The sequence below is a fragment of the Pseudomonas sp. R19M genome, from assembly GCF_050312585.1.
Lineage (GTDB): Bacteria > Pseudomonadota > Gammaproteobacteria > Pseudomonadales > Pseudomonadaceae > Aquipseudomonas > Aquipseudomonas palleroniana.
This window is the reverse complement of record NZ_JBNPJV010000079.1, coordinates 47267-61197: the sequence shown is the minus strand read 5'-3', so window position 1 is coordinate 61197 and position 13931 is coordinate 47267. Positions and strand designations below refer to the sequence as shown.

The 13931-nt window shown below is 49.5% G+C and carries 10 protein-coding genes and 1 pseudogene; 7 read left to right on the top strand and 4 right to left on the bottom strand.

Annotation, left to right across the window (positions count from 1 at the left end):
- Positions 1-46: 46 nt before the first annotated feature.
- The 6 genes from ACQRBT_RS17035 to ACQRBT_RS17010 all read left to right on the top strand — a co-directional run bounded on the left by ACQRBT_RS17035 (position 47) and on the right by ACQRBT_RS17010 (position 7774).
- A complete protein-coding gene (locus tag ACQRBT_RS17035; RefSeq protein ID WP_412046485.1) occupies positions 47-1687 on the top strand; it encodes an ATP-dependent nuclease in 1641 nt (546 codons plus the stop codon).
- Position 1688: 1 nt separating this feature from the next.
- Entirely contained in the window at positions 1689-2501 is an 813-nt protein-coding gene (locus tag ACQRBT_RS17030) for an HNH endonuclease (RefSeq protein ID WP_412046486.1), read from the top strand.
- Between the two features lie 1074 nt (positions 2502-3575).
- Positions 3576-4490 carry a TIGR03756 family integrating conjugative element protein gene (locus ACQRBT_RS17025; protein WP_412046525.1) on the top strand — a complete coding sequence of 305 codons (915 nt, stop codon included), beginning with the start codon at positions 3576-3578 and terminating at the stop codon, positions 4488-4490.
- Positions 4491-4516: 26 nt separating this feature from the next.
- A complete protein-coding gene (locus ACQRBT_RS17020) occupies positions 4517-5914 on the top strand; it encodes an integrating conjugative element protein (protein ID WP_412046487.1) in 1398 nt (465 codons plus the stop codon).
- A complete protein-coding gene (locus tag ACQRBT_RS17015; protein ID WP_412046488.1) occupies positions 5911-6255 on the top strand; it encodes a hypothetical protein in 345 nt (114 codons plus the stop codon). Before ACQRBT_RS17020 ends, ACQRBT_RS17015 begins: the two co-directional genes overlap by 4 nt.
- A gap of 1 nt (position 6256) precedes the next feature.
- Entirely contained in the window at positions 6257-7774 is a 1518-nt protein-coding gene (locus ACQRBT_RS17010; protein WP_412046489.1) for a conjugal transfer protein TraG N-terminal domain-containing protein, read from the top strand.
- 2 nt (positions 7775-7776) lie between these two features.
- On the opposite strand, the gene ACQRBT_RS17005 is transcribed toward ACQRBT_RS17010, so the two are convergent.
- From ACQRBT_RS17005 to ACQRBT_RS16995, 3 genes and pseudogenes are all read right to left on the bottom strand, one after another.
- Positions 7777-8136: a DUF3742 family protein gene (locus ACQRBT_RS17005; RefSeq protein ID WP_412046490.1), complete on the bottom strand. Its 360-nt coding sequence runs from the start codon at positions 8134-8136 to the stop codon at positions 7777-7779.
- 418 nt (positions 8137-8554) lie between these two features.
- A pseudogene (locus ACQRBT_RS17000) lies at positions 8555-9971 on the bottom strand (IS1182 family transposase).
- 176 nt (positions 9972-10147) lie between these two features.
- Positions 10148-11101, bottom strand: coding sequence for an endonuclease domain-containing protein (locus ACQRBT_RS16995; RefSeq protein ID WP_412046491.1), 954 nt, complete (start codon positions 11099-11101; stop codon positions 10148-10150).
- Positions 11102-11414: 313 nt separating this feature from the next.
- Here ACQRBT_RS16995 and ACQRBT_RS16990 point away from each other — a divergent pair, with 313 nt between their 5' ends.
- The gene (locus ACQRBT_RS16990) at positions 11415-12350 is read left to right on the top strand and encodes a reverse transcriptase family protein (RefSeq protein ID WP_412046492.1); all 936 of its coding nucleotides are present in this window, start codon (positions 11415-11417) and stop codon (positions 12348-12350) included.
- Here the strand turns inward: ACQRBT_RS16990 and ACQRBT_RS16985 are convergent.
- On the bottom strand, positions 12342-13820 hold the full coding sequence (locus ACQRBT_RS16985; protein ID WP_412046493.1) for a hypothetical protein: 1479 nt from the start codon (positions 13818-13820) through the stop codon (positions 12342-12344). The genes ACQRBT_RS16990 and ACQRBT_RS16985 overlap by 9 nt on opposite strands.
- Positions 13821-13931 lie beyond the last annotated feature (111 nt).

Here is a 13931-nt window from a genome sequence, read left to right as displayed (position 1 = left end):
CGCTCAGGCGCGCTTTCTGATAACGTCGTAGCCTGCTTGATTTCAGATGGATACTGGAATGCCACCACCAAGAAAAGCTGACATACAGGATAATAGACCGCTCACATCGTTTCTTCTTAGTAAGGAACTAGCGGAAAAATCCAACGCGGAGGCGTTCATAGTCCCATCAAACCGAAAATACGACGACTTTGGTTACCGTATAAGCTGCTCCGTAGGCTTTCGCACCAACGATGGACATATAACTTGGATGGAAGCGCGCTGTGCTATACAAGGTGAGAAAAATTTATTTGCTGCCATAGTTAAACTCCTACCCCCCGGCAACGATGAGCTTTATCATCAAGATATGCCCCTCCCATTTCGCACGTTGCTATCGGACGCGAAATCTTATGGGATAATGCGAAGGGCTTTGGGTGAGACCCATGCACGGGAAATCCTCGCCAGCTTGCGGGATGTAGCGACAATTAAGTGGCGACCCAATGATCGTGACTGGAACAGCTTCCTCCAAGAGGAAGTATTTAGTTATGCGATAGTTAGATCCAGTGAAGCATATTTTTCTTACCGCAAAGGCGACCAGGTACTGCAGGGCTTGCATGAACTAGACGAGGATGTTCTTAAGCCATTTTTAGTAGAGTTTAAAGGGGCTGGCCCTAAGACCATATTTAACTTCCAATTTGACGGCAAGAACTCTCTAAGGGGTAGAATTGCAGTCATCATCGGCCAGAACGGCTGCGGAAAGACTTCAGCACTAGCAAAATTATCAAAAGTTCTAGCTGATCAAAAAAGCCGACTAGCGGAACTTACTAATCGCCCAGAGCTCAACCAAGTCTTAGTATTCACTCATACCGCTTCGACTCGACAATTCACTCCCTCTTCGAGAGAAGGTCTTGCAAGAGCTAAAGTTTTTTCGCTCAATCCTGCTAGCCCACTTAGACACCGCGAAGATTCAGCAATAAACCTGCTCGTCGACGTAGCGCGCGGCCACGATTCATACGGCGTTTTACTGGAACACCTGTCGGATATATTAAAAACAGAATTTTGTAACCTTAGCGTCTTAGTCCCTGTAAGACTAGAAAAAACGGGACACAGCGGGGGTAACGTTGAGTATTTTCTATTTGACCAATGGATAAACAGTAGAGATCAACACGACTTTGATAAACTGCCAAAAATCGCGCCGTGGAAACCTCTTAAGTTCATTGATGATAATGGAAAGAATCGAAAGCTCAGTTTAGGACAACAGGCCTTTCTCAGATTCATTTTAATCGCCTTAGCAAACTCTGGGCCCGCGTCCGTACTCCTCATAGACGAGCCCGAGAACTTTCTGCACCCAAACCTCATTTCGCGGTTCATGCGAAGCCTGAACAAAATACTCAAAGGTACAAAATCTATCGCCTTCGTGGCCACACACTCTCCGTTCGTGGTAAGGGAAGTTCAAAGCGCTCAAGTACATGTCATGCGAAATGAAGACGGAATTCTCAAGGTGAGAAAACCGCTTATGCAAACTCTGGGCGCTAACGTTTCCTCAATCTCGAATGAAGTATTTGGTGACGATCTGCCTCTGCATCTTTATGAAGAACTATTGGAGGACGCGGCTCAGGAAAGCGATACATTCGATGAGGCGCTCGCCAGATACTCTTCAGAATTAAGTACCGAGGCGCTTATGCAATTACGTAGAATGATGGAGCGATAGTATGAGAAAAATTGACCCTCCAGCCATCCAAGACAAATTGCTCTTGAGCCTCCTGGCTCATGCAAAAAAAGCCAGTGCAAGAGCAATAACCAGACGAATATCTGATATCGCGATTCGTTATGCTCTATATGACGCACATCAGGGTGATCCTTGGGGAGTAGCGGAAGACATTTCCTTTGCGCCAATAAAGACTAATCTCAATGCATTGTATAAGGTTCCTCCACCAACGCTGCAGTTTATTGAAAGCCTTCGCGCGAATATTGACGGTGCATGTCCTATGTGCGGACGAGACGCGCTAGGCACAATCGATCACTACTTACCCAAAGCAAACTATTCAGAGTTTTCATTTTACTCACAAAATTTAGTTCCGGCATGCGACAGATGCAACAACAAAAGAAGCAACTCCTTCAAAGGAAAGTTTATTGGCGAACGACCCTTACATCCTTATTTCGATTATTTTGCGAACAATCAAATCCTAACCATTAAGTTTGAACCTGACTGGCGAGCTCCATTATTAACCCCCATCCCCCACGGTGTGGTTGGTACGGAACTCAAGATCGTCCAGTGGCATATCGATAACGTGTTAAGACGCGCCGGCATTGACGAGTATCTCACTAGCATGTGGGGCGTCCTGATCAATGAGGTCCGCACGATTCTTCCAGATCGAACCAGCCTGAAAACTATCAAAGCAGATCTACAGGAGCTGGAAACCTATGAGTTTCTCACTGGAAAGTCTGCGAATGGATGGCGTTGTGCATTCTGGCATGGATTGCAGCTTAACAATGGTGCACTAAGATATCTGCAAGCGCTGTAAATGGTTCTTGAATCCACATCTTCCCGTTTCTGACCAGCGTCTTAGGTAGAACAAAGATTACCACCTTCTCCTTGCTCACGGTAACGTAGGTCTTTTATAGCATGACCCACTTAAAGCTAAATACTCTGAATCAGCAAACTTTTACGAGACTCAAGGAATTGACTTTAATTACATTGATATATTGACTACGAAAACTTTGCCAAACACTCTACCTCCGTAGCTGCTAAGTCTTTAATGAGTTGGCAATGCTCCCCTACCCTCACTGCTTTCATCGCATAAATAGCCTGGATATAGCCTAACGCTAGCCAGGCCTTTTCGTTGACTTGCTCGGTAGTTCGAGCCTCACGAATTTGTTGGATTTCACTTTCACAGTTTTCCCGGACTCTTCTTCTATCGTCTTCAGTATAAACCGGCATTTAGCGCAACCTCCATCACATATATCAATAATTCATCAATTAATCCTACTGCTACCTCACTTACCATTTGGCGGATCTCAACACGCATAAAGGGTGAAGTATTCAGGAAGAAAAATACAATCTAAAAACAAAACACAAATATATCAATCTTTAAATTGTCACCAATTGAAAATCAGTCCCAACAGGGTAACAGTCCTTTGCGACCAACTGGAGCGAACGTTTATGACAATGAACTTATCCGAGAGTCTCGCATTACGTTGCTCAACATCTTAAGAAAGAGAAACAACTCAATAGTGGGTGCTCCACGTGTTACATATACTAGAAATGTTAGTCTGGGCATTCTCCTTCTATTCTGACCAAGGCCGAGCAGACAGGCTTGGTCTTTCGCTAAATGCAGGGATCTGCGAACCAGTTTTCATAATGTGGTTAGCCAACGTTACGTAGAAGATCCGGGAAATTTTTCACTGGGCACGACTATGAAACTCGAACGCTTACCAGCGCCGCCTGGCCTCCCGGGGGTCATTCACAGCCGATGTTCCCCATCCCAATCCCTCGGTTTTCACACACCTAGCTATAACGTCGGAGGTCCCTCCCCAAGTATTTTGCAGCGCAAGGACATTCAGCAATGAACGGCGGCAACACAAGATGTCGCACCCTCATGATAGCCTCTGCTATAAGCACGCTATCACACGGTTCTCTTAGCTTTGCTTTGGATACCGCCACGATTGTGCCTTCAGTGGCATCCTTCAGTTGCCTTGAATACCAAGTCGTTGGTGCCTGCTATTGGCTTCGATGTAGCAACTTCGGGTGCAAAGTCAAAACGTCTGCCAAGGTTCGCCACTACGTTCCCGATGCAGTTGTCTCAAGCTACTCTTCAACCGGAGAGAATCCTTGGAGCGAGGTCAGGGCACTGAGCGGTCCGATCCCTAACGCAAAGGGTGGCGGCAGCGGCACCACCAACGATCAACACGAAAACAATCTGTCGATCTTCAAGAATGTCGATGTCATCGGTCATCCGGGCATTGCCGCCTTCAATGCATTTGCCAGTGGCTCGGGATACACCTGCGCCGGCGCCGGCACTCCCTACGTGCCGAATATGCTCAGCACGTTGGACTACATCGGTTGGCGCTACGGTATCCCTGAAAGCATTTACCCCCAATCCCTCATTCCCGGTATTCGTGAGATCGGCAGCAGGCTGTCTCTAAATCTCTGGGGCAACGTGTACCCACGCAGCGGCTTTCTCCACCAGGTTGACGACTACAAGGCCTCCGCTGTCATGGCACAACGCGCAGGAGACATTGTTACGCGCCCTGGCCAGGTCCATGTCTACCAGCCCCTCCTCGCCTCACCCAGCCCCGGCTATTGGCCGGCAGGTGAACTGCGCGAGTCAGATTCTTCGACAGGAAAATGGCAGCAACTCACACCAAGGCTAACGAACGCCTGCTCCGTCTTCCCTAACCCAGGCCCTCACACCCAAGCCACGGACGGTAGCTATGCCTGGTCGCTCTGGCGGCCCTACACCTGCTGCAAGCGTGAAGGACAAACCTTTCTCGGCAGCACCGGCCCTCATTAACCCATTAGTCTGCACGGAGCCATTCCATGACTCGGACGTCCGTTTTCACATTCCCTTTCAACTACGCATGGATCCTCATCACTACCATACTAAGCAGTTCACAATTGACGATGGCCGCACCGGGTTACAGCAGTGCAGGCAGCGTGATCGGTGATGACGTCCTGTATAGCATCGGCGGAGGAAATGCGGTCTCAATGGGGCGTGCCGGCAACATGCAAAGCATCGGGGTGGGCGTTGGCTGGCACAGCAACTTGATGTGCGGAAACATGGACCTGTCGACCACACTGCATAACCAACTCAACGGACTGACAGGCGGCTTCCAGAGCATTATGGGGAGCGTGATTCAAAACGCGAGCGGCGCCGTTGCTTCACTTCCCGCACTGATCATTCAACGTGCAGATCCAGGCCTATACAACCTGCTTACCAACGGCATTCTGCAAGCTCGTCTCGACTTCGATCGCTCCAAGGCAAGCTGCCGTGCAATGGCAGAACGTATGGCAAACATCGCAGGTAACCAAACGGGCTGGGGCTCACTTGCAGAGGGTCAGGCTCTAAAGGAAGCCATAGGCCAAAACAGTGATGCCGTAGCCGTTACCGCTCAAGCTGAATCCGACAACGGAAATACCGGCGTACCGTGGGTGGGCGGAAACAAAGCCGGCGGTCGAGGGCAGCCGCCTATTCGCGTGGTTAGCGAGGTCACCAAAGCAGGCTTCAACCTGCTGAACAATCGCTCCGCCTCAGACACCTCCACTATCGCTCCGGATGACTGCAACAGCGGCATGCTCTGTGGCACCTGGCGCTCACCGAACGAGGCGGCATCATTCGCCAACCGCGTATTGGGCGAGGTGCAGCAACAGACCTGTGAATCGTGCACAAAGAGCACCACTACAGCCGGCGTTGGCCTTACTCCATTAATCCAGGAAGAGTACGAGTCAAAACTGGAAGCACTCCACGAACTCATATCTGGGGCCAAGCCGCCAAGCATAGAAAACTTGAAGTCCGCTGGTAGCAATTCAATGCCCATCACCCGGGGCGTCATTACTGCACTACGCGACGAACCTGATCAGGAAATCCTGGCACAGCGGCTTGCTTCTGAAATCGCCGTCACCAGCGTGCTGGAAAAAGCCCTCCTGCTGCAGCGCGCCCTCCTCGCGGGCAACAAAGAACCCAATGTCGCTGCGAATGAAATTGCTACCGCAGCAGTGAATGCCGAGCGTCAATCTCTCCAACAAGAAATTACCAATCTCAAAACCGAGTTGGAGCTACGCAGGTCCCTGACCAGCAACTCCCCGGCCAAAATCATCGCTCGACACAAGGAACGCAAAGACAACTCAAAGGCCATTTACGAAGGGGATCCAGAAACCAATCGTCTTGAGCAAGTGGAAAAAGACAGCTCCGCTAAGGGCAGGAAACCAAAGCCATGACGCAGAAGAATCAAAGACGATTCACCACAAGGAGCATTTGGGCTCCTACTGCCGTCGCTGGCCTAGTCATATTGATCGCCCTCACTTTCAACGTATTGGGCATTTACGTCATGAGCGGCTTGGCTGCATGGCAGGAGTGGCGAACCCATTCGTACTGGCATTTTTTCGCGTGGCGAGTGGCGCTTTACTGCATCGCGTTGGGGGCATGGCTGCTCTATCGAAGTCGGCTGCTTCAGAGCGAATCGGCCTCCAAAAAAAGTGTACGCAGGATAGAGACGGGCGTGATTCTGTCGCTGCTGCTGATAGAGCTGCTCCGCGCCCTGATACGGCTAGGAGTCTGATATGACGCTCTATACCAACGACTACCTTGAGTATTACCTAACCCTCGTAGGCTGGCTTGTCAGCAACGGTATTTGGGACGTCTTGCTCGACTCCGGCATGTTCGCCCTCCCCCTCTTCGCCATCCTTCTCCAAGAGTGGCTCAAGGCGCGTGGCGAAGGTGCTGATGAGGGTAATAAAGGCTTGCTGGCCAGCACACGAATCGAAAGCCGTCTTTGGCTGGCGACGGCTGTGATTATGTTTGCAGGCATGCCCTTCATCCACCTCGATCTCAGCACGCTGCAGTTCGATGAGAGCCGCTCCGAGCAGTGTCAGTACCAAGTTCCGGCGCCTGCTGACACGGGCTGGGGCCGATCTTTCACCTCCTTGAACAATCAGAGCGCACAAGTGCCTGTGTGGTGGTTCTTTGTGCACTCGATTTCAAAAGCCGTGACCGGTGCGGCCGTTGCAGCCATTCCGTGCGGTACGGACCTCAGACAGATGCGAATGCAGGTGAATAACACTCGGCTGCATGATCCGGTGCTCGCCCAAGAGGTCGCAGACTTCACCAATGATTGCTACGGCTACTCCCGAGCAAAGCTATTCATGAATCGCCCGAACCTCACCGACGAGCTGAAAAACGATATCAATTGGATAGGGTCCAGGTACTTCTCCAGCCAGTCAGGCTACTACGACACCTACTACTCAAGGACCCCTCGTACAGAGTGGCCCTACGATCCAGCGAGGGACCTGGGACTCGCCCAAGTTAAGAATGGCGGTGGTTACCCAACGTGCAGCCAATGGTGGACAGACAGCGATCGAGGCCTCCGTGCTAGATTGCTCAACCAGGTGGACAGCACTTTGTTGGAGCGCTTTATTCGCTGGGCCAGCTTCATGTCTCAGGACAAGGTCAACGACACAATCATTCGGCAGGTGGTTTCGCCGAGTAGTCAGAAGATGACTCAGGGAAAAGTGTATACCGACTACGGTGGCCAGCTCGGAGACTCACTCTTCAATGACATGAGTCGTGTGACAGGCACCGTTGGATTGACGGTGGGCACCCTGGCGTACTTTCCGGCGATGGACGTCGTACGCCAGGCACTGCCTATGGTTCTCGCAGCTCTAAAGATGGCATTGGTGATCTGTACCCCGCTTGTGCTGATGTTCAGCACCTACGACCTTAAGGCGACAATCACCGTCTCAGTCGTTCAGTTCGCAATGATCTTCGTCGACTTCTGGCTGCAGATCGCACGCTGGGTTGATACTACCATCCTAGATGCACTGTATGGAGCCACCTCCCCTCACTCCACACTAAATCCGCTGATGGGTATGAACAATACACAGGCTGACATGCTGTTGAACTATGTAATGGCGGCTTTATTTATCGTATTGCCCACCTTCTGGGTTGGCGCTTTGGGCTTTGCGGGATTCAGAGTTGGCAACTCAATTGACGGGCTGAGGCAAGCGTCGAAAGGCGCCGAAGACGCTGGGGCAAACGGCGCTAGTGTGGTGCAAAGGCTATCGAATAAAGGGAAGGGTTGAACTCAACTATCTTCATCGAACCTACTAGCGTCCACGCGCTGATCTCCACTGTAATCGCCGTAGCCGGATGCGCCATGACGCCATCCGTCACCGCCGCTGGCTTTCTCAGGGAAGATCAATCCACGGCGCTGCAGCGCGCTGGCTAAAACTAAGACGAGATAGGGCAAAGCTACCCAAAGTGCCAAGCACATGAGAACTCCAAGTAATAAGAGCTTTACAACCCAGAGCATTACTTTCGTCAGGGAGCGAGAGGCTCCCCTTACTAACAACCAGTTAATCGCTGATGCCTCTTTCCGCGTGTAAGCCCGTAAAATCCTTCCAAAACCGTAGCCTACACGCCTAGCAAAGTCTTTTTTTTCCATTTTGTGCTCGTCCTGTTTTGCAATTTATAAACTCACTAGACTGAACGTAGGTGAGTCCGATCAGGCTTGCAGAAACCCAGACGGAATGCTTGTAAGGAAACTCTTTTTAATTCGTCGGTTTTATCTGAATCTGGCGGACAGTTTTTAAATCGCCCGTAGATTCCGTGACAAACCTAACGGCGACATCCGAGCCGACACCGTTCTCCCAATATCGAAAAAAGGGTAAATTTTTCAGAAAAAAGTAGTTCCGTATCCCCTTGGACGAACGGGTTAGTCTGCAATCGGCCCAGGGCGTGTAAAAACGCTCAATGTCCGTGGCTGAACGATCGCATGGCAAATGCTGCGTATTGCATCAGTCGCGACCTGGAACACGTCAAAGCTTTTTTACAGCCTCTCGGATGGGCCAAAATCAGCTTTTTTATGCCGATAGCGCCTTCATCAAACCGTGAGCATCGATGATTTTCATGACTCGTTTCATGTTTTAGGCGAGCACATTTAAACTCATCTCCGCGCCAACCCCCGCCAGCTTTCGCGTCAGGAAGTGCGTCGCACCCATCCATTGTTTGAGCGTCCCGAAGGGATGCTCAACCTTCCGTTTTCGGACTCGCATCGTCTCCGGCGCTTTGCTCAGCCGAAGCTGCATCTCCTCCAATACGGCTTCATGCTCCCAACGTCGAACCCGTCGTTCCGTGCTCGGAGTGCATGCGACTTCAACGCGCAGCCCTGGCATTTCGAACTCCAGTAACGGTGCAACATCAGGCCCTTTTCAACGTTGGTATAGCGCCAGATCAGCGCCTCTCCAGGCGGGCAAATGTATTCGTTTTTTGCCGCGTCATAGATGAAGGCATCGTTATTGAAACGCCCGTCTGCCTTGGCTCCAGAGGTCATCGGCTTGGGCACATAGTCGGTGATGCCGGCATCGTGACAAGCCAGGATTTGTTCGCTTTTGAAGTAACCACGATCAGCCACTACCGATGCCATCGCCTCGCGGGCCTGCGTGGCCATCGAGCTGAGTTGATCGCGGTCGGAGCCGACGTTGGTCACCTCATATGCAACGATCAATGGTGCTGAGTATCGACCGCTGTCGGCGCGTTGCAGCCGACGATTCCCGTGCCACGCGTCTTCATGGAGCGGGCGTCTGGATCGGTCAGTGAGACCTGTTTATCCGGCGATTCATTGAGCTGGATTTCGATCGCTTGAAGCTCCTTCATTTGAGTTTTGAGCTTGGCGATTTTCTCTTCCAGCCGCACGGCGCTAGGCTCGGAAGCTGTGGGTTCTTGCCGATCGGCAGCATCGAGTGCAGTCAGGTAACGCTTGATGCTCGATTCAATTTCTTCCATTCGCCGCTTCAGTTTGGCGCTGGTGAAATTGCGGTCGCGGTTGTTGACTGCTTTGAATTTACTGCCATCGATGGCGACCAGATTTTCTCCGAACAGTCCCAACTGCTGACACAGCACAACGAACTGGCGACAGACGCCTTGGATGGCCTTGCTGTTGTCTTTTCGGAAGTTGGCGATGGTCTTGAAATCCGGCATCAAAAGCCCGGTCAGCCACATCAGCTCGACGTTGCGTTAGGCTTCTCGCTCCAAACGTCGGCTCGACTGGATGCGGTTGAGATAACCGTAGATATAGATTTTCAGCAGGATCGCGGGGTGGTAAGCCGGCCGGCCTGTGTTAACAGGAATAGCACCGTAAAAAGCCAGACTGATCAGGTCGAGTTCGTCAACGAAGACGTCGACTATGCGCACCGGATTGGTATCGCTGACGTAGTCGTCGAGGCTTTCGGGAAGTAAGGTGCCTTGGCCTCGATGTTCACCTTGGATAAAGCGCTTCATGGGCGATCCTTGCTATGACCCCCCCAGAAATCATAGCAAGGGTTCAAGAAAGCGTTTTTACACACTCTGGGCCAAAATCGGTCGCCTGCTATCGCCGAGATTGGAATAGGCCAACGGCTAATGACTACCCCAAACTCTGCGTAACATCCACCTCGAAAAAAGTACCGTTCAAGTAACTATAGTTCGTATATGTTCAACCCCAGAGCAAATCCGATTGGGTAAAATATGTCTTGCCAGCGGACGTAAGCTAACTCGGTACCCGCGAAGGAAGTCTCATCGTTGCCTAGGCGTAAAAGCTTGGCATTAGGAAGGTACTTGTGAGTGTAGGCTCCGACGGTTTTTTCACTGATTTTTGCTGGCAGTACGGCACGAATAGGAGCTCTATAGACCGGATCATCTGCGACTACCATGAATTCGTCAAAAAAATGTGCAAAATTTTCTAGGTGTTCGCCCAAGTCCAACGAGTAAAGTTCACTTGCCAAAGTATTAAACTTAATTTCACCCTTGTCATATTCCACGATAGTTGCATTCAGATGTTCTATTTCACTGTGTAGTTCCTCAGGGCAGAATACGAAAGCCGTGACAAATGACTTTTCATGCAACCACTCAATCGCATGAGGGATGATTTTTTCAAGCGACTGGCATGTGAGTTTCTTCTCAGGGTGAATCCCGCGGTAAAACCTCAGGGCTTCATTCATCTGTTTTTTGACAAATAAATAGTCAACGTACATGACTCGATACTTAGCAGGAGCCCGCTGCATGCGCTCCTCGTACATCTGACGCACCTCTGAAACACACCCCTCTGCGTCATTCGCGATCTCTCGCCCCGTGAAACGGATCACAGTGTAGCCGGCTCGGCTTAGATAGCGTTGTCTGACAGCATCCTTCTCCAACTGTTCTCTTGTTGAATGCGAGGAATGACCGTCAAGCTCAATGATGAGTCTTGCATCTTTTAAGATGAAATCCACCCGATAACGATGGTGCTTATCCGCATCCCCAAACCAATGCTCTCTTTCAATCAGGCCCGCGAAGTCAGAGGCAGCTTTACTGAACTCGTCCTCAATAGGGGATGGCCCTCGATCGTGAAACCAACTCGGCGGTGTCATGGGGCGACCTAAGTTTTTCATCATGTAGTTTTCTGATTGCGAAAACCGCACTTTCAACTTTCAGGTGCTCAATGTCTAGTGGCTGAGCCTCATGCGTTGCTTCGGGCAACGTCCAAGATTTTGTTTTTAAGCGAATTTCCTAGAATTTTTTACGAGGCACTCGACTAAAGTAGGAGAGCGAGTCGAGGTCGGGCTTCACATTCCAGTCAAGTATATGGTAGATTTCACACGGCGGCTGGATGATTGACCGCGGTTATGTCCGTGGGCATGAGTCCGTGCCCGACCTTTGAGGTCTTACATATTCCATCCAGCCGCCCCTTATACTCTGCAGCCTCTAATGACTACAAGATGCCTGAAAGACATTCATTCCGCCCATGAGCTAGCTCAAGCCGTAGGTGTGAGTGAGTCAAAAATATTCGAATACGCAGTTTCGAATTGCCAGAAAGGATTTTACGAAAAGCTCGAAATTCCAAAGCGTGGAAGAAATCGCAAAGGGGAATTTAGAGAAGTCTATAAGGCAAACCATAAGTGGGTCACCCAGCTTCACCGATCTATTTCGATGTTGGTTACAAACAGCGCTAGCTTTGGTATGCACGTTCAAGGTTTTCTCAAGGGTCGCTCGACCCTAACTAACGCTGAACTCCACCTCCGTAAAAGTCTAATCCTTCATGCGGATATAAGAAATTTTTTCAACGCAATTACAGAGCCACAAGTTGCGAAAGCTTTTTTAACAATCGGGGCAACTCCTGAAATTTCGGAATTACTAGCAAGGATTTCTACCATTGACGGATTCTTGCGTCAAGGAACTCGCTGCAGCCCAACAATTTCGAATCTAGTTTGCAAGGGGTTAGATCAAGCGATGCTAGATTTAGCCTCCACCCATGACTGCATGTATAGTCGCTATGCTGACAATATGACCATATCAGGGGCGGGAACCCCAGATATTAGCGCTGTGAGCCAGATTGTTAAAAACAATGGGTTTGAACTTAGGGAGAGCGGCTGTTATGTCCAGCGACGAGGCTCGAGACAGTTTGTCACAGGACTATCCGTAGTTGATCGAGAAAGACCACGACTTCCAAAAAAATTGAAAAGGAGGCTTAGACTTGCAGTCTTCTACGCAAGCAAGTATGGAAAAGAACATTTTGAAAGAAGTAAGCACGTAGATACAGTTACACCTTCTTGGGCTCAAATGAAAGGCATGATAGCTTATGCACACTCAATTGAGCCGGCTTTCGCAGAAAAGCTATGGAAGCTTTTGAGGCAGTCATGCTAGCGGATTGCGGTCTCGTAAGTGCTTTTCCCTTGTAACAACATTCTCGCCATATCTAATTCTCGTCTTTATGTAGCCGATCTGGCTAACTGCAACTTGATCACCTGCGATGAAGCCAGCAGTTATTTTCGCGATAATATCCGCAAGTTCTTTAATTGCTGCTACTTTTCCAAAGCTATTTTTTAGTATAGGGCTTTCTATTTCACGGTGATAGTTTTCAGCTAAAAATCTTATGGCGGCGTCTGAAAATCGTTTGGCGTTTACCTCAGTAGTATGAAGCTCATCAATCAATTCGCGCTTGCTGCTCAATCTGTGAACCAAAGGCAGTGTCTTAAGCTCGAGTTCATATCTGGCCTCATCCCATTTTTCAATATTTATTTTTTTCGCGTAATAAACATAGGCAGAAAAATCTGCCACAGCCAGGTTCTGAAGGAGGACATACGCTAACACCGGTTGCGCAACTATATTTTTTAGTGGTTCCCGAACAATCTCAGACCTATTCTCATCAGGGATTAACGCGCTCCGAGCAACGTGCTCTTTCCAAGACTGTATCTGATTAGATAACGTTTCAGGTTCGTCTGTTACAATTAATGCGGTAACTGCGACATCGCTCTGCTCGATATGCGAAAACGCAAGAGAGCACGTAATTGGGGTGGCGCCCGAGGTTCCACTCTCTGATCGTCCGACTGTCGACTTTATTTCCTGCTGAGCAGCTATATCTTTGAAGGAAAACAATACCAATTTACGTTGAAGTGACCGCTTGTTGTAGGTGGCAGCTTGGCCCGCTCCTTCTCTTGCTATTCCTTTAAGAGCCTCCCATAGGTCGGTAACGCGATGTTCTGCCCTAAGAACTGTCTTAAGTTCATTTATCGCTGACGTGAGTAATGGAGCACCCGAAGTCATGACTCGTAAAGACTCTATATAAAACCCTTGGAGAAATTCATATAATTCGTGCGGGGTCGTCTGGATATGTGCGCCATCTAAAATCTTACGTAGTACATCAATGAACTCCCTGAATTTTACACTAGCCTGAGCTTCTATAGCCCAGAATGATTCGCTACTCTCGCTACTTCGTGCACTTTCACAGACAGTTTGAACATTTCTCAGGGATGAGCTGGCGATTTCGTCTGTTAGCGCTCCATATGTGTCGTTACGGCTTTCATTTTTTGAGATGATATACGTCTTCCAAGAGTTAATAACAATTTCCTTGAAATCTTTATTGGTTTTAGAGAAAGATATGATAAGGCTTCGTTTGACTTGAAAGTGCGCTTTCATCTGAATTGAAGTATCAAATTCGATGATAATATCATCAAGAGGAGCGCCCAGAGCGGCTTGTTGAAGACGTACACTTTTAATTTTACTTTGTAATGGTGGTCTGACAGTCTCCGCAAGAAGAGCAGACATGAAATATGCAGCCACATGGCTTTCATAGACAAACCCGGCGCCACCGGTTAACTCGGTTGACTGAGACATAGTAGATCCATCTAGGATGTTTAAAAGGTCAATTCCATCTAATTCCGACTGCTTCTAAGTCGCGAGTTGACCACCTTTAATGCTATCAACCCTGTCGAGAGCCTAATCCCA